Source organism: Streptomyces sp. NPDC002809 (genome assembly GCF_040295435.1).
Classification (GTDB): Bacteria; Actinomycetota; Actinomycetes; order Streptomycetales; family Streptomycetaceae; genus Streptomyces.
Window position 1 is genome coordinate 47,258 of the sequence record NZ_JBEOVJ010000016.1, and the last position, 18,796, is coordinate 66,053.

19 protein-coding genes are annotated in these 18,796 nt (G+C 70.3%); 6 read left to right on the top strand and 13 right to left on the bottom strand.

Annotated features, from left to right (window positions below; genetic code table 11):
* Positions 1-129 precede the first annotated feature (129 nt).
* Positions 130-726, bottom strand: coding sequence for a hypothetical protein (locus ABT025_RS13065; RefSeq protein WP_350993137.1), 597 nt, complete (start codon positions 724-726; stop codon positions 130-132).
* Positions 727-928: 202 nt separating this feature from the next.
* Between ABT025_RS13065 and ABT025_RS13070 the strand changes: the two genes are divergently transcribed.
* Positions 929-2,362 carry a carotenoid oxygenase family protein gene (locus ABT025_RS13070; protein WP_350993138.1) on the top strand — a complete coding sequence of 478 codons (1,434 nt, stop codon included), beginning with the start codon at positions 929-931 and terminating at the stop codon, positions 2,360-2,362.
* Between the two features lie 48 nt (positions 2,363-2,410).
* Here the strand turns inward: ABT025_RS13070 and ABT025_RS13075 are convergent, their stop codons facing one another.
* On the bottom strand, positions 2,411-3,634 hold the full coding sequence (locus ABT025_RS13075; RefSeq protein WP_350993139.1) for a DUF6777 domain-containing protein: 1,224 nt from the start codon (positions 3,632-3,634) through the stop codon (positions 2,411-2,413).
* Between the two features lie 202 nt (positions 3,635-3,836).
* Between ABT025_RS13075 and ABT025_RS13080 the strand changes: the two genes are divergently transcribed.
* The 3 genes from ABT025_RS13080 to ABT025_RS13090 are packed head-to-tail and all read left to right on the top strand — an operon-like array spanning position 3,837 to position 6,689.
* The gene (locus ABT025_RS13080) at positions 3,837-4,691 is read left to right on the top strand and encodes a YndJ family protein (protein WP_350993141.1); all 855 of its coding nucleotides are present in this window, start codon (positions 3,837-3,839) and stop codon (positions 4,689-4,691) included.
* On the top strand, positions 4,688-5,212 hold the full coding sequence (locus ABT025_RS13085) for a DUF1990 domain-containing protein (RefSeq protein WP_350993143.1): 525 nt from the start codon (positions 4,688-4,690) through the stop codon (positions 5,210-5,212). Before ABT025_RS13080 ends, ABT025_RS13085 begins: the two co-directional genes overlap by 4 nt.
* A gap of 37 nt (positions 5,213-5,249) precedes the next feature.
* Positions 5,250-6,689, top strand: coding sequence for a lipase maturation factor family protein (locus ABT025_RS13090; protein ID WP_350993145.1), 1,440 nt, complete (start codon positions 5,250-5,252; stop codon positions 6,687-6,689).
* Here ABT025_RS13090 and ABT025_RS13095 read toward each other — a convergent pair.
* The 10 genes from ABT025_RS13095 to ABT025_RS13140 all read right to left on the bottom strand — a co-directional run bounded on the left by ABT025_RS13095 (position 6,667) and on the right by ABT025_RS13140 (position 17,330).
* Positions 6,667-9,021, bottom strand: a complete 2,355-nt coding sequence (locus ABT025_RS13095; protein ID WP_350993147.1) for an alpha-L-fucosidase — start codon at positions 9,019-9,021, stop codon at positions 6,667-6,669. The genes ABT025_RS13090 and ABT025_RS13095 overlap by 23 nt on opposite strands.
* A 142-nt stretch (positions 9,022-9,163) precedes the next feature.
* Positions 9,164-10,513, bottom strand: coding sequence for an ammonium transporter (locus tag ABT025_RS13100; protein WP_350993149.1), 1,350 nt, complete (start codon positions 10,511-10,513; stop codon positions 9,164-9,166).
* A gap of 29 nt (positions 10,514-10,542) precedes the next feature.
* Complete coding sequence (locus tag ABT025_RS13105) at positions 10,543-11,502, bottom strand: urease accessory protein UreD (RefSeq protein ID WP_350993151.1); 960 nt, start codon at positions 11,500-11,502, stop codon at positions 10,543-10,545.
* A 1-nt stretch (position 11,503) separates the two neighbouring features.
* Positions 11,504-12,124, bottom strand: coding sequence for an urease accessory protein UreG (ureG, locus tag ABT025_RS13110; protein ID WP_350993153.1), 621 nt, complete (start codon positions 12,122-12,124; stop codon positions 11,504-11,506).
* A gap of 29 nt (positions 12,125-12,153) precedes the next feature.
* Positions 12,154-12,906: an urease accessory protein UreF gene (locus tag ABT025_RS13115; RefSeq protein ID WP_350993155.1), complete on the bottom strand. Its 753-nt coding sequence runs from the start codon at positions 12,904-12,906 to the stop codon at positions 12,154-12,156.
* A 5-nt stretch (positions 12,907-12,911) separates the two neighbouring features.
* On the bottom strand, positions 12,912-14,636 hold the full coding sequence (gene ureC / locus ABT025_RS13120) for an urease subunit alpha (protein WP_350993157.1): 1,725 nt from the start codon (positions 14,634-14,636) through the stop codon (positions 12,912-12,914).
* Complete coding sequence (locus ABT025_RS13125) at positions 14,636-15,088, bottom strand: urease subunit beta (protein WP_350993159.1); 453 nt, start codon at positions 15,086-15,088, stop codon at positions 14,636-14,638. The genes ureC and ABT025_RS13125 overlap by 1 nt, the downstream gene beginning before the upstream one ends.
* Positions 15,085-15,999, bottom strand: a complete 915-nt coding sequence (locus tag ABT025_RS13130; protein ID WP_350993161.1) for a sirohydrochlorin chelatase — start codon at positions 15,997-15,999, stop codon at positions 15,085-15,087. Before ABT025_RS13130 ends, ABT025_RS13125 begins: the two co-directional genes overlap by 4 nt.
* A 3-nt stretch (positions 16,000-16,002) precedes the next feature.
* Positions 16,003-16,308, bottom strand: coding sequence for an urease subunit gamma (locus tag ABT025_RS13135; protein WP_350993163.1), 306 nt, complete (start codon positions 16,306-16,308; stop codon positions 16,003-16,005).
* Positions 16,309-16,367: 59 nt separating this feature from the next.
* Complete coding sequence (locus ABT025_RS13140) at positions 16,368-17,330, bottom strand: urea transporter (RefSeq protein ID WP_350993165.1); 963 nt, start codon at positions 17,328-17,330, stop codon at positions 16,368-16,370.
* 199 nt (positions 17,331-17,529) lie between these two features.
* Here ABT025_RS13140 and ABT025_RS13145 point away from each other — a divergent pair, with 199 nt between their 5' ends.
* On the top strand, positions 17,530-18,000 hold the full coding sequence (locus tag ABT025_RS13145) for a fluoride efflux transporter FluC (protein ID WP_350993167.1): 471 nt from the start codon (positions 17,530-17,532) through the stop codon (positions 17,998-18,000).
* The gene (locus tag ABT025_RS13150) at positions 17,997-18,371 is read left to right on the top strand and encodes a fluoride efflux transporter FluC (protein WP_350993169.1); all 375 of its coding nucleotides are present in this window, start codon (positions 17,997-17,999) and stop codon (positions 18,369-18,371) included. Before ABT025_RS13145 ends, ABT025_RS13150 begins: the two co-directional genes overlap by 4 nt.
* A gap of 80 nt (positions 18,372-18,451) precedes the next feature.
* Here the strand turns inward: ABT025_RS13150 and ABT025_RS13155 are convergent, their stop codons facing one another.
* The gene (locus ABT025_RS13155) at positions 18,452-18,628 is read right to left on the bottom strand and encodes a hypothetical protein (protein WP_350993171.1); all 177 of its coding nucleotides are present in this window, start codon (positions 18,626-18,628) and stop codon (positions 18,452-18,454) included.
* Positions 18,629-18,796 lie beyond the last annotated feature (168 nt).

An 18,796-nucleotide genomic window follows, 5' to 3' on the forward strand; every position in this document is an offset into this window, starting at 1 on the left:
ACACGGCGACACCCCTTCCAAATTGGCATGCCCCTGACAATCAAGGCCAGGACCACGGACGCGCCCAACGTAAAGTGGTCCAGACCTTCCGTCAATAGGTCTGGACCAAAAGCGGTGGCTCGGGCGGCCTCACGGAGCGCCGCGCGCCCTCAGGGACCGTTCGCGCACCTGGTCCGGGTAGCGCTCCGTGAAGCGGACCGCCAGGACCAGCAGGACCACGGGGATGACCCAGCTGTACCAGTCGGAGCCGGACGACGTGTGCACCGCGAGCAGGCCCAGCAGCGCGGTGGCGACGAAGACCCCTCCCCAGACCAGTGTCAGCACCCGGTTGACGTGTCGGAAGACGGGCGTGCCCCACACCTCGCGGGGTGTGGTCTCCCGCGCGTACTGCTCCGTGAACGGGACGAACGCCAGCGATCCTAGGGCCACCGACGCGATCACCCCGCTGGAGAGGACCTGGGCGTACCGCTCCAGCCAGTCCAGATCCTGCCGGTCCAGGACGAGCGCCAGGATGCTGAGGACCGCGAAGAACGCGATACCGGCGATCTCCAGCACCTTGTAGGAACCCCGGCGCAGATCGGGCAGGTTGAGCACCACGGCGGCGACGAGGCCGGCCAGCGCGGCGTACTCCCAGGTGCTGGGACCCGCGATGACGTCGAAGATGATCCACGGGGCGAACGCGAAGAACAGGTTCCCGGTTCGCCGCCCGGACTTGGCTTGGGTCACGGGACACCTCCGGGTGTGGCCCTGCACGGCACCCTGCCGCCGGCACGGCACCCTGCCGCACGTTCCATGGTGGCGCCGGGGCCCGCCCGCCGCATCCCCGCTCCTGCGGACCCGCGTTGCAGCGGGTCCGGCCGGGAGATTGAATGAAGGATCGGCACGACGAGCATCCAGGTGCGCACACGTCCCGGCAAGGGAGGCCGCCATGGCCGCACATGCCTCACAGACCTTCGACCCGACCCGTGTCGTCCACCTTTCGGGCCGGTTCGCCCCGGTGACCGACGAGGTCGACGAGACCGGACTCCAGGTGCTGGGCGAACTGCCGGACGAGCTCGACGGTCTGTTCCTGCGCAACGGCCCCAATCCCCGTTTCAGCCCCATCGGTTCGTTCCTCTACCCGATCGACGGGGACGGCATGCTGCACGGGGTGTGGCTGTCCGGCGGCCGGGCCCGGTACCGCAACCGCTTCGTACGGACACCGGCCGTGGTCGCCGAAGAACGCGCGGGCCGGGCCCTGTGGGGCGGTATCGAATCGATGATCATGCCTCAGGTCCCGGACGTGGAACCGGAGCTGGCCGGCACCTTCCGGGATCTGCCGGACATCAACGTGGTGCGCCACGCGGGACGCCTGCTGGCCCTCGCCGAATCCGACTGCCCTTTCCTGATGACGCCGGAGCTGGAGACGGTCGGCAAGGAGACGTTCGGCGGGGCGCTGCCGGCAGGCATCACCGCGCACCCGAAGATCGATCCGGTCACCGGCGAGATGATGGTCTTCTGCTACGGCCTGGAACCGCCCTACCTCACCTGGTCGGCCATCGGCCCCACCGGCACCGTGACCCGCGGTCCCACCGCCGTCGACGGGCTCGACGAACCGATGATGATCCACGACATGGGGCTGACCGGGCGGTTCCTGGTGATCGTGCTGGCACCGGTGTTCTTCGACATCGCCGCGGCGATGAACGGTGGATCCATGATCGACTGGCGGCCCGAACGCGGCACCCGGGTGGCCCTGGTCCCCCGTGACGGCGGTCCTGTGCGGTGGGCGTCCGACGAGGCCTTCTGGCTGTGGCACACGGTCAACGCCTACGACACGGAGACCGGCGGCGGTGATGTCGTACTGGACTACGTGCAGTGGACCCGCCTCTCCCTGGGCGCGCCGGACGGTTCACAGGCGCCCAACACCGCAGGTCTGGTCCGCGCGGTCATCGACCCCGTGGCCGGCACGATGCACCGGACCATGCTGGACGACGCCAGGATGGAACTCCCCCGCACGGACGACCGTCTGATCGGCCGACCGCACCAACAGCTGGCCGTCGCAGCGGACTCCGGGAACCCGGATCTGCTCCCGGGCGAGTTCGACGCGCTGCGCTGGTACGACGGGAGGGACGCGTCGGGGACGAGCGTGGTGTGGCAGGCCGGGGATCTGTCCGTCGGCGAACCGGTCTTCGCGCCCTCGCCGGGCACCGGGCCGGGCGGGGGCGGCCACTGGATGACGTACGCCACCGACCGCACCGACAACAGCAGCTGGCTGCTCGTGATCCCCGCCGACGACCCCGGCTCCGGCCCGGTCGCCCGGGTGAGGATCCCGGTACGGGTCCCGCTCGGCCTTCACGGGAACTGGCTGCCGACGCAGGAGTGATCGCCTTCCCCTCACACCGGAACGCGGGGCCGTGCCGCGGCCCGCCCGTCAGCCGCCGACGGGCTCCGAGCCGTCCTCCGGAACGCCCTCCGCCACGTCCTGCCACGGCAGCCGGATCGCAGTCTGCGGCTCGTCGGTCATGAGCGGCACCAGGTCCTGCGGCGGATCGTCAGGGTCGACGGGGGTGCCGGTCGGCTCGTCCGTCGGAGGCTCCGGGAACGGGTCGGGGTATCCGTCCGTGGCACCGTCCGACGGCACGTCCGTCGGCGTCGGGCAATGCGTCGGTGCCGGCGTGCCGCTCGGCTCCTCCGTCGAGGCGACAGCCTCGCCGGGCGGTGTCGGGGAGCCGGGAGTGGGGCAGTCCCCGGGCACGGGGGTGGAGAGCGACGGGGTCGGCGTAGCCGGCTCCCCCGGCTTCTTCGGCTTCCTCGGAGGCGCGTCGGGCAGCGGCCCGGTGATGTCGGTGCCGGGAGCGTAGGGCGGCGGCACCTCGGGGGTGTGGTCCCGGGCGCCCTCGTCCCCGACCGGCCGCTCCATCCAGCTGTTGTGGTCCGCATCGACGACGACCAGGTCCGTGACCGCCTTCCCGGCGGGTGCGACGGTGACGATCCGCGCCGGGTCGTAGCCCGTCCACCGCTCGCCCTGTCCACTCCCTGTGTCCCCCGCACCGGCGGGCCGGCTCAGCGGATTGCCGCAGGCGCAGCGCACGCGCGGGAGGCCACGGCCATCCACCATCACGGCGGTGCCTGCCTGGAGCACGGACTGGAAGGTGGTGGCGGAGCCCGCACGGAAGCCGTGGTTGCCCACCCGGGTGTCGGCGCGCAGGACCACGGGCGTCAGGCCGCGCAGGAAGTCCGGGACGCCGGCGCGGGACACGCCCGCCGACTGCGCGAAAGCCTCTTCCCTGGCCGGGTCGGCCGCGAGGAGGCCGATCTGCTGCCCGACATCGCAGGAAGCGACGGAGCGGGTGCCCCCGTAGAGGCCGGGGGTCGATCCGGGAAGGGTGTGCGGGGCCCCGTCGCCGGGCGCGGGCGTCCGTGGCGCGGCCGTGGGAGTTGCGGCCGGCGCTGCACCGGCCGGTTCCACCGTGGACCTGGTGAAGGGGTCGGGGCCCTGCGCGGCGGCCGGCTGGAGGAGGACCTCCTCGGCGTCGGCCGTGCCTTCGGTCCCCTGTCCGCCGCCCCCCGCCTCCCGGGCGCAGCCCGCGGTGACGAGGATTGCGGCGGAGAGCACGGCGAGCACGGCGCGGCGCATGCGTATCGGTGCGTGCACGAAGGGGTCTCCTGCCTGGTCACCGGTCCCGGGTGGTTCCCTCATGTCTGCCGTAGTTCCCCCTCCCCCGCAAGCCGGAGCCACTTGGCGGGCGCAGGGGCTCGGGGAGACGCGCGACCACCACCTTGAACGCGTTCAAGAAAAGCCCTAGAGTCGGGACATCGAGCAGTTGAACGCGTTCAAGTGCGAGGGGGGCGAAGCCATGTCGGTCCTGGTGGGGCTGATCGTGATGCTGGGCATGCTGGTGATCGTGCCCGCGGGTCTACGACTGGCGGACGTGCCGGAGCTGGAACGGATGCGGCGGCTGTGGCCGGTGTTCGCCGTGCCGGGGGCCGTCGCCCTCTGGCTGCCGCGCGGACCCACCGCAACCGTCCTGGCCCTCGGCTACGGACTCGGCGCCGCCCTTCTCGCCCTGCACGCCCCGGCCCGTGTCGTCCGGTGCCCGCAACCGCTGCTGTCATGGCGGACGGCACCCGCCGAGGTCGCGCTGTGCACCGCGCTGATGACCCCGGCCGTCGCCGCCACCGCGCTGGTCGCCGAACGCTCGGGGCGCCCGCTGTTCGGCTTCGGCCTCGGAATTCTTGCGCTCACCGTGCCGCACTTCCACTTCGCCGGATTCGCGGCCGCTCTGGTCTCGGGGCTGGTGAGCCGCGTCGCCGACAGTGCGGCGGGCAGGTTCGCCGCGCTCAGCGTTCCGCTGGGCACCCTGCTCGTCCTGATCGGCTACTTCATCGGCGACCGGGCCGAACTGGCGGGGGCGGTCGTCCTGACAGCGGGAATGTGGACCGTCGCCTTCCTGACGTGGCGCACGGTACGCCCCGCGGCCCGCGACCGGGCCACCCGGCTGCTGCTCGCCGCATCGGCCGCCGTGCTCGCAGCGACCATGGTGCTCGCACTGAGCTGGGCGCTGGGCGAGGCCACCGGCCTCCCGCACCCCACCCTGACCTGGATGGCCGCCACACACGGTGTGGGCAACGCGCTGGGCTTCGCCCTCTGCTCGGTGCTCGCATGGCAGCGCCTGAACCACCCCACCACCCACGGAGGAAGGACCGCATGAGCACCCTCACGTATCCGGAGGCGGGCGCCACCCGCCTCGGCCCGCTGCCCGACGGCTACCACCACCTGCATCACCGCGCCCGGATCGGACACGGTCGCGCCGACTTCGAGGCCGCGGGCGCCGCGATCACCGATTTCCGCATGCACCGCGTCTCCGGGGCCCGGGTCACGGCCTCGGCTCCGCGCGCCGAGGCCGGTGCGTCCGTTCGGGTGGCGCTGGGGGCCGGCCCGTTCCGGTTCAGCGCGCCCTGCCGGGTCGTCTGGGCCGAGTACGGTCCCGAGCGCATCGGTTTCGCGTACGGAACGCTCGCCCGCCACCCCGAATGCGGCGAGGAGTGCTTCGTGGCCGAGCTCGCGGAAGACGGCACGGTCTCGTTCACCGTGATGGCGTTCAGCCGGCCCGACCGGTGGTACTCCCGGCTCGCCGGCCCCCTCGTGCCGGTGGCCCAGCGCTGGTACGCGCGCCGGCTCGGCCGCACGTTGCGCCGGATCGTCGCGGAGGGGAACACACCTCGGGACTGAGGCGCCGGGGCGCGGCGGCGGACCGATACTGGAAGAGATGGACTGGTTCACCGCAGACGGGTACTGGCTCGGCCGGCTCCTCTTCCAGAAGGCCCTGGCCGTCATCTATCTGACCGCCTTCCTCACCGCAGCGCTCCAGTTCCGGGCGCTGATCGGCGAGCGCGGCATGCTGCCCGCCCCCGAACTGTTGCGGCGCACCGACTGGCGTGCCGCACCGGGGCTGTTCCGCCTCCACTACTCCGACCGGTTCTTCGCCGTGGTCGCCTGGTCCGGCTGCGTGCTCGCCGTCGCCCTGCTCGCGGGCGCGGACCGCTACGTACCGCTGTGGGGATCCATGCTCCTGTGGGCCCTGCCCTGGGCGCTGTACCTGTCGATCGTGCAGATCGGCGGCGTCTGGTACGGATTCGGCTGGGAGTCGCTGCTCCTGGAGACGGGCTTCCTCGCCGTCTTCCTCGGCAACGCGGACACGGCACCACCGGTGCTCGTGCTGTGGCTGCTGCGCTGGGTGCTGTTCCGGGTGGAGTTCGGCGCCGGGCTGATCAAGATCCGTGGGGACGCGTGCTGGCGCAAGCTGACGTGTCTGTACTTCCACCACGAGACCCAGCCGATGCCGGGCCCGCTGAGCTGGTTCTTCCACCGCCTCCCCCGGCCGCTGCACCGTGCCGAGGTGGCTGCCAACCACGTGACCCAACTCCTCGTTCCGGTGCTGCTCTTCACCCCGCAGCCGGTGGCGAGCGCGGCGGCCGGGCTGATGGTCCTCACCCAGCTCTGGCTGGTGCTGTCGGGCAACTTCGCCTGGCTCAACTGGCTGACGATCGCCCTCGCCCTGTCCGCCATCGACTGGTTCCCGGTCGCGGAGCCGCCTTCGCAGGCCGGCGCGCCCCTCTGGTACGAGGTGGTGGTCATCGCCGTCACCGCCCTGGTCGTGGTCCTCAGCTACCGCCCGGCCCGCAATCTGCTCTCGCGCCGGCAGGTGATGAACCGCTCCTTCGACCCGCTGCACCTGGTCAACACCTACGGCGCGTTCGGCAGCATCAGCCGGGTCCGCATGGAGGTGGTCGTCGAGGGAACCGGCGAGCAGGTGATCCACCCGGGCACGGTGTGGCAGGAGTACGGCTTCCGCGGCAAGCCGGGCGATCCGCGGCGGCTGCCGCGCCAGTTCGCCCCGTACCATCTGCGACTCGACTGGATGATGTGGTTCGCGGCTCTCTCGCCCGCGTACGCGCGGCCCTGGTTCGGGCCGTTCGTGGAGCGGCTGCTGGAGAACGACCGGGACACCCTGCGGCTGCTGCGGCACAACCCGTTCCCCGGTCGACCGCCGGCACACGTGCGCGCCAGGGTGTACCGCTACCGGTACACGACCTGGCGCGAACTGCGGACCACCGGGTGCTGGTGGCACCGCACCTACGTGCGGGAGTTCATGCGTCCGGAGCCGCCGGACGGCCCCTCTCCGCTCAGCGCGCCCAGGCGATCTTGAACACCCAGGCGTGCTCGCCGGTCCTGCGGGCCGCAGCCGGTACGTCGATCACGAGCGAGCCGCCCGCCGTGCGCCAGGTGAGCGGCCGGTCGTGTCCGAGCAGGGTGATCCGATCGCCGGTGCGCACCGGTACCGGCGCCTCGACAGTCAGCGTCGCCCCGGGCCTGACCAGCGAGTGGATGTAGAACGCCCGGTCGGGACGGACGGTGAACCTCAGCTCCTCGCCGAGCTGCGGCATCCGCGACCAGTAGGTGGTGTCGTAGATCGCCTCCCCGTTGGTCTTCAGCCACACCCCCGTCTCGCGCAGCCTGCGCTGCATGATGTCGGGGATCGTCCCGTCGGCCTTGGGCCCGATGTCGAGCAGGAAGTTGCCGTTCTTGGAGACGATGTCGACGAGCGAGTGCACGATCTCCTCGGCCGTCATGTACTTCTCGTCCGGGGTCTGCGCGTTGTAGCCGTAGCTGTACGGGTCGAGTCCGCGGCTGGACTCCCACTTGGCGGTGACGATCTGGTCGTACGTGGTGTACTCGGGCGTCGTGAAGTCGTGGGACCCGATCCCGGAGCGGTCGTTGACCGTGACGTCGACCGGACGGTCCCGGTTCTTGGCCTGGTTGAAGTACTCGGCCAGCACGCGGTGACTGTCGTTGTCGCCGCCGATGTCGCACCAGATGATCTCGGGGTCGTATCCCTCGATCAGTTCCAGCATCTGCGGGCCCTGGAACTCGGTGACGTAGTCCTTGCCCGCCGTGTGGCCGGTGTACGGCACGGGCTCCTGGGTGTACGGGTTGCGCGGGGCGTGCCCCATCCACGGGTGGTCGGGGTTGAACCACTCGGGCATGGAGAAGTACAGCCCCCGGTGGAGTTCGGGGGTGTAGCGCCGCGAGGCGTCGAAGAGTTCCCTGATCACATCGCGCCCGGGCCCCATCTTCACCGAGTTGCGGTCGGAGAGCTTGGTGTCCCAGAGCGCGAAGCCCTCGTGGTGCTTGGAGGTGAGGACGTGGTACTGAGCGCCCGCGTCCCGGAACAGCTCCACCCAGGAGCGGGGGTCGAAGCGCTCGGCGCGGAACAGCGGGATGAAGTCGTCGTAGGCGAAGGACTCGCCGTAGGTGTCGCGGTGGTGCGCGTAGGTGGGGTTGCCGGGGTCCTGCATCTGGTTCCAGTACCACTCGGCGTACTGCGTGCCGACCGGCGCCCAGGCCGGCACGGAGTAGATGCCCCAGTGGATGAAGATGCCGAACTTCGCGTCCTGGAACCAGTAGGGCGCCTGGTGGGTGGAGAGGGACGCGTCCGTCGGCGTGTAGTCGGGCACGCCGAGGGTGAGCGAGCGCCGGACCGTTGCCGCCTGCCTCCCGCGGCCGCGTGCGACCACGTTGCCGTCCTGGGCGGTGCCGGGAGAGGTGCCGGGTCTGTTGCGAATGCCGATGCGGACGCGGGCCTGGTCACCGGGGGCGAGCCGGGTGATGCGGGCGGGTGCGACCGTACGCGCTCCGGGGACGTCCACCGAGAGCGTGAGGCCGTCGGCGGCGAGGATGCCCACCGTGCCCGCGTTGACGACGGTCGCCTCGACGCTCTGGGCCCCGTGGTCAAGCAGCGAGGCGGTGGAGTGTGCGTCGCGCACCGCCAGCGCCCTTCCTTCCGCTGCGGGCTGGAGGGAGAGGGCGAAGATGTGCAGGCTGGACTTGTTCTCCTCGGCGGGCCGGGTGGTGGGAAGCGTCAGAGCGACGGCTTCCCTCGTCGGGTCGAGCGCGATCTCCGAAACGGCGAGGGAGACCGGGTGCGGGTCCTTCGTACCGTCGGAGGTGTACCGGTAGGCGGCGGTCAGCTCGCCGCTACCTGAGTACCAGTCCGGCCCTGCGAGGCCCGGGGACGCGGTGGTGCCGTCGGCATAGTGCACCGTGGCTCTGCCGGATGCGGCCCCGTAACTGCACGAGGTGAGGAAGAGGCCGGAGAGGTATCGCCCCGGCGGTACCTCGATGCGCTGCCCGAGCGCGACGATGTTGTTCTTGGCCCCGGCGGCGGCACCGGGGAAGCGGAAGGTGGTGCCGGCTATCTCCCGGTCCCCTGCGGGGAGTTCCTCACCGGGGAAGGTGTAGCCGGAGCCGTCGAAGTTGCCGCCGCGGGCCTCGGCGGTGTCGATGCCGTCGTTGTCGAACCAGTCGTCGAGGGGAACGGGAACGGCCGGGGGTACGGCGCCCCAGTCGTCCCGGTGCGGGGGCTCGGGGGCGGCTCCGGCGCGTGGGGCCGCTTCGGCGGTGGCGGGGGTGAGCAGGGCGGCGCCGACTGCCGCCCCTGCCGTCATTCCGAGTACATGGCGCCTGGGAAGTTCGGTCATGACATCCGATGATTGGAGCACGACGTGAACCTGTCAATGCAATCTTCCAGACAGAAGGAAACTCCTCGCCCATAGCCATCGGATGACTGAGGGGAGGAACCGGGCCGAGCCGGGCGCACGGCGCCCGGCCGGACCGGGCCGGCTACCGGTCGTTCTCGCGAGCCCGCAGCAACGTACTGATCTGCTTGACGAGTTCGTCGTCCTCGGACGCCGGCTTGCCGGAGACCAGCGCGCCGAGGCGCTCGGCGGTCTGGAAGTCGTACGCGCGCTCCGCATCCTCGCCGGGAACGCTCGCGTACTCCTCCTTGGCGCGGAATCCGACGGTCAGGTCCACGGCCTTGGCGATGAGCCAGGTGAGGATGAACGAGAAGGCGATCACGGAGACGATGGCGACGAGCTGCTTGCCCAGCAGCCCCCAGCCACCGCCGTAGAAGAGCCCTTCCTTGCCGCTGATGCGTGCGGTGGCGAAGAGCCCGACCATGATCAGGCCGATCAGCCCTCCGACACCGTGCACGCCCACCACGTCGAGCGTGTCGTCCACGTTGAAGCGGAACTTGAGCGTGATCGCGAAGGCGCACACCGCGCCGACGACGAGACCGGTGATGACAGCGCCGAGCGTGTCGATCTCACCGCAGGCCGGGGTGATGGCGACCATGCCCGCGACGGCGGAGGAGACGACGCCCATGGTGGTGACCTTGCCGGTGCGCCACTTCTCCACCAGCGGCCAGGTGACCATGGCACCCGCCGCCCCGAGCTGGGTGTTGATGAACGCCGCGGCCGCTGTGCCCTGGTCGGTCAGCGCGGAGCCGGAGTTGAAGCCGAACCAGCCGAACCAGAGCAGCCCCACACCGATGACCACGAGCGGAATGTTGTTGGGGCGCTCCTCACGACGGGCGAAGTCCCGCGGCGCGCGCAGGACGAGGGCGACGGCTAGGCCGGCGACGCCCGAGTTGAGCTCCACCGGCAGACCGCCGGCGAAGTCGAGTGCTCCGAGGTGCTTCACGATCCAGCCGTCCGGGTCGAACACCCAGTGCGCGATGGGGATGTAGACGATGAGCAGCCACAGTACGACGAAGACGAGCCACCCCTTCATCGTGGCGCGGTCCGCGATCGATCCGCTGACCAGCGCCACCGTGATGATGGCGAAGCCCATCTGGAAGGTGCTGTAGACGTAGGTGGGGATCGCTCCGGTCAGCGTGTTCAGCTCGATGTCGTGCATGAACACGTGGTCGAGGTTCCCGATGATTCCGGCACCGCCGACATCGGGGCCGAACGCCAGGGTGTACCCGATGACCCACCAGACGAGGGTGCCGAAGGCCAGCGCGGCAAAGCTCATCTTGATCATCATGAGCACTTGTCGGGTGCGCACCATGCCGCCGTAGAAGAAGGCGAGACCTGGCGTCATCAACAGCACCATGGCGGTGGCGGCGAGGAGCCAGGCGGTGTCCCCGGAGTCGTACGCGGCCGGCATCGGCGCGGGAGCGGTGTTCATCGGCGGATCCTCGTGTCGGTGGGGAGCTCTCAGGGCTTGCGCAGGTCGGGGGCCGAGTGACCGGTGAGCAGGCGGCGCACGGCCTGGCGGGCGGCCTCGTGCGCGGCGGCGACCCGGATCGGGCTGTCGTCCAGCAGCCGCACCCAGGCGCCGCAGTCCCGGGGCAGAACACTCACCCCGTACAGGACACCGAGCCCGGCGAGCGCGTCGTGCAGGGCGTCGGCGAGTTCGGTGGCGGGGACCCGGTCGGTCACGGCGAAGAGTGAGGCGACGTGGTCGTGGCCGGCGAACACACCGGGGCCGAGGGCTCCTTCGCCGCGCCGGCCGGGGGCCAGGCGCAAGGTGTCGACGGCGAGCAGGGTGCCGTCGGGCCGGCTGACGTGCAGGTCGGTGGCGAGCACCCGGTAGGCGTGCCGTTCGCCGCGGGCCAGCCGTCCGGCGGTGACCGTCTCGCCGAGAACGACGGTGGCTCCGGGCGCGACGGTCACCTCGGTGCGCTGGTAGAAGCGGGCGTCCTTGAACGGGATCAGCGGATCCGGCAGGTACTCGACGTAACTCCCGGCCTCCGCCGTCAGGTGCACCCGCTGGCTCGCGTAGTCGTGCTCCATCCGGAAGATCTTGGTGGCCGCCTGGGTGGTGAGATGGACCTGAGTGTCCGGTCCGCAGCGGAAGTCCATCCGGTAGCGGTCCGCCTGGGCGACGCCGCCGCCGGTCGCCATCACGTAGACGTAACTCATGCCGGGCATCTCGGGGTCGATCCACAGCGGCCGCATGATCTGCAGCGGTGTCTTCTGGTAGCGCTCGACGAGTTCGGTGCGCCCGCCCTGTACCGCGAAGGCCAGGTCGAGGATGCCGACCTTGGCCGGGGAGCCGGGGGCGAGCGTGTCGGGCAGGGAGGCCAGCGCCGCCACGTCCGGGGGGACGCGGACCGCGGCGTAGTACTCCTCGGCGAGCCGGACGGCACGGGGGCGGTACGGGGCGAGCTGCATCTCAGATCAGCACCTTGCGGCGCGATTCGAGGTAGACCGCGATGTCGTCGATGCCGACACCGGTGAGGCAGTCGGTGAGGACCACGGGGCGGTTGTCCCGCACCCGGTGGGCGTCGGACTCCATGATGTTGATGTCCGTGCGCACGTACTTCGCGATGTCGATCTTGTTGATGACCAGGAGGTCCGAATCGGTGATGCCGGGGCCGCGCTTGCGGGGCATCTTCTCGCCCTCGGCCGTGTCCAGGACGAAGATGAAGAGGTCCACGAGGGCGGGGCTGAACGTCAGGGTGAGGTTGTCGCCGCCGGACTCGTAGAACAGCGTGTCGGTGTCCGGGAAGCGCTCCAGCATCTCCGCGCCGGCCGCCAGGTTCATCGTGGGGTCGTCGCGCACGGCGGTGTGCGGGCAGGCGCCCGTCTCGACACCGACGACCCGCTCCGGTTCGAGAACCCCGGCCAGCGTGCGGCGGACGTGCTGGGCGTCCTCCTGGGTGTAGATGTCGTTGGTGATGACGGCGGGGCGGCGGCCGCGCTCGATCAGCATCGGGACCAGCGCCTCGATGAGCGCGGTCTTGCCCGATCCGACCGGTCCGCCGATGCCGACCCGCAGTACGTTGTCGTCCATGGTGCTCCCTGTGTGATTCGGGGTGGGTGTCAGCTGGCGAAGAGCCGGGCCTCGGCACGTTCATGACGGCCCGACATGATGTCCGAGGCGAAGACGGTGGCGCCGACGTCATCGAGTTCGCGCCGCAGAGCGGCCTCGACGGTCTCCTCGATGACGGGGACGGCGCCCCGGATCAGCGTCTGCGTCGTACGGTGGTCGGTCAGCCGCAGCCGCAGCGCCGCGCCCGCGAAGCTGACGCAGAAGGCGAACAGGTCCGCGGCGATGGCCTGCCGGACCGGAACGCCCGTCGCCGCGTAGATGACTCCTGCGGCCACCGCCTGGGTTCCGGGGGCTTCGCGCCGCACGACCCGGTCGAAGTAGTCGGCGATCTCCGGCCGGTCGAAGACCTCCTGGCCCAGGTCCAGGAGCTGGCGGCCGGTCCGGGTGGCGGCCTGGCGCATCTCCCGGCCCAGTTTGGTGGCCAGGAGATGCTCGTCGATCCGGACGACGGCCGCCGGGTCACCGGCCGCCGTCGCACGGTGGGCGAGGGCGAGCGCGGTGGCGTCGGCGGGACCTACGCCGTGCAGCAGCAGGTCCTTGAGCAGCAGCGGCAGGCTGCCGGAGTCGACGGCCCCGGCCTGCGCGAAACCCTCCAGGCTGTGCGACAGCGTGTAGAAGCCGCTCGGGAACGCGGAGTCGGTCAGCTGGAGGCTGACGAGCAGCGGTCCCAGACCCGTACCCGTGCCGGTCCCGTTCACCGCGGACACGGTGTCAGCGGAAGTGTCGCCCTCATTGCGGTACATCGGCCCTAGACCAGGAAGTAGAGGTGGTTGAGGGGCAGCTTCTCGGCCGGGTCGATGGTGGCGACCTTGCCGTTGAGCGTGACCTTGAACGTCTCCGGGTCGACCTTGATCTCGGGCAGGGCATCGTTGCGGACCATGTTGTGCTTGCCGATGGTGCGGGTGCGGCGCACCGGCAGGACCGTGCGTTCCAGGCCGAGTTCGGCCGGGACCCCGGCGGCGATGCCCGCCTGGGACATGAAGGTGGCGTGGGTCGCCTGCATCGCCTTGCCGTACTGGCCGAACATCGGCCGGTAGATGACGGGCTGCGGGGTCGGCAGCGAGGCGTTGGGGTCGCCCATCTGCGCCCAGGAGATGATGCCGCCCTTGATCACCATCTTCGGCTTGGCACCGAAGGAGTGGATGGGCCAGAGCACGATGTCGGCGAGCTTGCCCTTCTCGATCGATCCCACGTGGTCGGAGATGCCGGAGGCGATGGCCGGGTTGATGGTGACCTTGGCGAGGTAGCGCAGAACCCGCTGGTTGTCGTTGCGGGCCGAGTCGCCCTCCAGCGTGCCGAGCTTGTCCTTGCAGTGGTGCGCGGTCTGGAACGCACGCGTGACGGACTCGCCGATACGGCCCATGGCCTGGGAGTCGGAGGAGAAGATGCTGATCACGCCGAGGTCGTGCAGTACCGACTCGGCGGCGATCGTCTCGGCCCGGACCCGGCTGTCGGCGAAGGACACGTCCTCGGGGATGTCATGGCTGAGGTGGTGACAGACCATGACCATGTCGAGGAGCTCGTCCACCGAGTTCACGGTGTACGGCAGCGTCGGGTTGGTGGAGGACGGCAGGACGTTGGGCTCGCCGGCGATGCGCAGGATGTCGGGGGCGTGACCGCCGCCCGCGCCCTCGCTGTGGAAGGTGTGAATGGCCCGGCCGTCGATCGCGGAGCGGGTGTCCTCGAAGAATCCGCTCTCGTTCAGACTGTCGGTGTGGATGGAGACCTGGACGTCGTGCTGGTCGGCGACGTTCAGCGCGTTGTCGATGACAGCCGGGGTGGCGCCCCAGTCCTCGTGCACCTTGAGCCCGCAGGCACCGGCGACAACCTGCTCGTTGAGAGCTTCCGGCAGGCTGCCGTTGCCCTTGCCCATGATGCCGAGGTTGACCGGCATGGTCTCGGCGGCCTGGAGGAGCTTGCCGATGTTGTACGGGCCGGGGGTGCAGGTGGTGCCGTTGGAGCCGTCCGAAGGACCGGTACCACCGCCGATGAGGGTGGTGATGCCGTTGGTCAGCGCCTGTTCGGCCTGTTGCGGGGCGATCAGGTGGACGTGGGTGTCGATGGCACCCGCGGTGGCGATGAGGTGCTCCCCCGCGATGGCCTCCGTGCCGGGACCGATGACCAGGTCGGGGTCGACGTTGTTCTGCGTCTGCGGGTTGCCGGACTTGCCGATGCCGACGATGAAGCCGTCCTTGATGCCGATGTCGCACTTGACGACGCCGACCATCGGGTCGATGACGACCACGTTGGTGATGACGGTGTCGAGTGCGCCCTGCGCTGCGGTGGCCTGCGGGTCGGAGGCCATGCCGTCGCGCATGGTCTTGCCGCCGCCGTAGAGGACCTCGTCGCCGTACTGGCCCTCGCTGTAGTCCTTCTCGACCTCGACGATGAGGTTGGTGTCGGCGAGGTGGAACCGGTCGCCGACCGTCGGACCGAACATGTCGGTGTACTGCTTGCGGGGCAGGATGGGCATCAGCTCGAACCCTTCTTCTTTTCGTTGGTGGCCTTGGAGCCCTTGGATTCCTTGGTGGCGCGCTTGGCGTCGGGGGTGCCCTGCGCTCCCTCGAATCCCTGCTCGATGGCCCTGCGGACGGCCTCGACGCGGGCGGGGTGGGAGGAGAGGCTGCCGTTGAGCAGCCCGCTGAAGCCGACGAGACGGCCCGTGCCGCCGTACGCGCAGAGCTCCACCTCGCGCGAGCCCCCGGGCTCGATCCGCACGGAGGTGCCGGCGGCGATATTGAGGTGCATACCGAGCGTCTTCTGGCGGTCGAACGACAGTGCCGAGTTGACCTCGAAGAAGTGGTAGTGGGAACCGACCTGAACGGCACGGTCACCGGTGTTGCTCACGGTGAGCTTCAACGTGCGGCGGCCCGCGTTCAGTTCGATGGGTCCCTTGCCGTACAGATACTTCTGACGGAACGTCATGCGATGCTCCTGATGACTCGGTCCGCGCCAGGGGCGGACGGGTGGTGGTGCGTGTGCAGGGGTCCGGGGCCGTGCACGTGCTGGTGGCCCGGATCGTGGTGGTGGCCGTGCCCGTGGTCGTGTCCCTCACCTGGGGCGTGGGAGTGCGCATGGCCGTGGTCGTGTCCCTCACCGGGTGGGTGAGTGTGGGAGTGGCCGTGGTTGTCGGCGGCGGTCAGGCCGGCCGCGACGCCGTCGTCCCCGTTCTCGTTCCAGCGCCGTCGCGCGTCGGCGACCCGCTCGCCGAGGACGCGTCGAAGTGCCGACGCCGGGATGAGCGGACCCGCCCGGTCGACGGGCACCGATCCCTCACCGGCCGACTCGGGCACTTCCGGCAGCGCGAACGCGGCCGGAAGCAGCGTCACCCGTTCCGCACCGAGCAGCCGGCACCGCCGGATGCCCTCGGCCGGGTCCGGGTCTCCCCCGGTGAACGCCACCTCGACGAGGCCGCGCCGGCCGTAACGGCGTACCAGCGCGGCGATCCGGTACAGCTCGGCGTCCTCGAACGGGTCGCCGGACGGGGCGGTGACCAGCAGCGCGGAGGTCGCTGGTACCCGGCCCGCCGCCGCTCGCAGCCATGCGACCAGGTGCTGGGCGGTGCCGAACGGTTCGGCTAGCACGGTGGTGCCGCGCTCGCCCGCGGGTACGGCGCGAAGCGTCCGGGCGGTGTCCGCGACCAGTTCGGGGTCGCGGCCGAGCGTCATGGGGACGACCACGGTCTCCGCGCCCCGGCGCCCGTGCGCGGCGATGCTCCGGAACAGTTCGCGCCCGCTCGGCACGATGCTGACCCCGGCGTCCACTACGCCTTCCAGCGCACGTCCGTAGGCGGCTTCGTGACCGCACACGGCGATGACGGCAACGGGCTCGGCCACGGTTCAGCCGCCGATGGGGTCGTGGCAGGACACGAGCTTGGTCCCGTCCACGAAGGACGCCTCGACCTGCAGCAGGCCGAGCATCTCCCGTACACCGTCCATGGTGTCGGTCTCACCAACGACATGGCGGCCCAGTTCCATGCAGTCCGCGACGCTCTTGCCGTCGCGGGCCGCTTCAAGGATCGCCTCGGTGATCAGCGCGACCGACTCGCTGTAGTTCAGCTTGAGGCCGCGGTCCTGGCGCTTGCGGGCCAGGTCGGCCACCACGTAGACCAGCAGTTTGTCGATCTCGCGAGGGGCGAGGTTCATCGTCAGTACCTTCCTCGGTGATGTACGGGCTGAGGGCAGGAGGTGCCGGCCGGAAGCGGTCACTCGCTCCGGCGCAGGCGGGGCAGCAGGGGTACGGCCGCCATCAGCACCCAGGTGGTGAGGATGAACGGCCAGGTGAAGGTGTGGCCGCCGAACGATTTGAAGAAGGACGTCAGCGACGCGGTGAGGCCGGTGGTCGCCGCCGCACCGAACAGGGCGTAGACACCCGTCCAGACCGTGTTGGCCATGAAGACGGCACCGATGGCGATGCCGACGAGCACCGCGTTGTAGCCGTAGATGCCGTTGGCGATCAGCGCAGTCGGCGCACCCAGCGCCCACGCGGCGATGATTCCCATCACGCTGCCGGCCGCCGCGTAGAGAACGACGCGCAGGCCGGCCAGGGCCAGTCCGACGAGCATGATCAGCCCGACGTACCAGCTCTCGATCAGGAAGATCTGCGAGACGTTGTTGAAGAACGCGTGCCAGAGGTCGTTCCACGACAGTCCGGTGTCACCGCTCGTCGTACTGGAGACCGCGGCCGGGGCCCCGTGCCAGACCCGCTCGAACGAGGGGGCTCCCAGCACCATCACTCCGGAGACCAGGCAGAACGGCGCGGTCAGGGGGGTGAGTCCGTAAGGGGTGAGGAAGGTGCCCAGAGCGGCCATCAGAAGGGTGCACATGATGGCGCCGACGACGGTCAGTACATAGGTGGCCGGGTGGTTGCCCAGCGAGGAGAAGAGGGCGATACCCGTGAGGCAGCCCGCGTATCCCTGGAGGCCGAGCGCGATACCCGCACGGTCGACACCGAGCGCGTAGGCCGTCGCGGTTGCGATCAGCGTGCCGAGGGTGGCGAAGAGGCCGTTCTCCCAGCCCGACACCCAGAGCGCGACGAGGATCGCCACGCCGGTCAGCAGGGCGGGCTGGAGGTCGACCTGTCCGACGCCCCGGATGGAGGCAAGGAGGTATGCAGACGGCTGACGCTTCTCCAGCCGCCGGACGATTTCCGGCTCGGCGAGGGGCAAGGCTGGCTCCAACGACTCGGCAGCGAGGGGTCCTTTCGGCCCGCGGGCCGAAAGGAAAAGTCCTTACAACCAACATCTAGACACAAAGTGACCGCTATGTCGCGTTACGTGGCGGTTGGATTGACCCAGACGGGTATGGACGCGCGGCTGCCAGCGTGCTCCGCCCGTGCCGCCGCGGCCGGTTCCGTAGGTTCGCGGAATGTCCCTCAAGATGCAGTTGCACCGCCACAGCCACCCCGATCACCATCCCGGAGTGCAGCTGTCGATCGTGGGCGCCGTCGCGATCGGCGGCGCCGCCGGGGCCGCAGCCCGTTATGGCGCCGAGCGCCTGTGGCCGACCGGAACATCGGCCTTCCCGTGGACGATCCTGCTGGTCAACACGGTGGGCTGTTTCCTGATGGGCGTCCTGATGGTCACCCTGAAGCTGCGTTTCCCTGGCGCGCCCCGGCTGATCAGTCCGCTGCTGGGCACAGGCGTGCTGGGCGGGTTCACCTCGTTCTCGCACTACACGGACAACGTGCGTGAGCTGTTCGAGAACGATCAGCCCGGATACGCGGTCGGCTGCCTCCTCCTGACCGTGGTGGCCGCGCTGGCCGCCGTGACCGCGGGCGCGTTCGCCGCCCACTTCGCCTTCGGGCGCTCCTACGGCTCGGAGGATGACGCCTCATGACCGACTGGCTGCTCGTACTCGCCGGCGGACTGGTGGGCGCACCGCTGCGCTACTACCTCGGGGTCGACGCGAAGTTCCGCCTCCACTCCGTCTTCCCCTGGGGCACCTTCGCGGCCAACGCGAGCGCGGCCCTGCTCCTCGGCTTCATCGCCGAGGCGGCGACCGACGGCGATCTGGGAACCCGGCTGAATCTGCTCCTGGCCACCGGCTTCTGCGGGGCCCTGTCGACCTGGTCGACGTTCTCCTACGAGCTGCTCACCCTGACGTCCGCCCGCCGGCTGAGCCTGGCGGCGGGATATCTGCTGCTCACGGTCGGCGTGGGGGTGGGGCTCTCGTTCGCCGGGGCCGCCGTCGCGAACGCGGTCTTCTGACGACCGCGAACACCGCGGCACGACCGGGCTCCGGCCCGCACCCTCCTCGGGGCGCGGGCCGGAGCCCGAGTGGGAAGCGCTCAGTCGATGCCGGGCAGGATGTGCGGCTCGGCGAGGTCGTCCTCGTAGCCGGCCAGCCGGATCGGTGCGGACCTGGCCCAGACCTCGATGTTCCGGAGCTTCTCGGGCCTGCGGGCCCGGTCTCCGTACCTTTCCGCCGTCCCCTGGTCGCGCTTCGTCAGTTCTGGTGTCGTCACCGCGCACTCCTTTGTGTCACGTAGCCCCGGGCGCATCCGACGTCCCGGCATCACATCCGGTGGTCGACCGCCCATGGTGCGGGGCAGGGCAGAATCTGTTCGGTCGCGGTGGCGCCGGGTACGGGACGGGACTGCGGCCCGGTTGACGAGCCTGTCCCAGGACGGTCG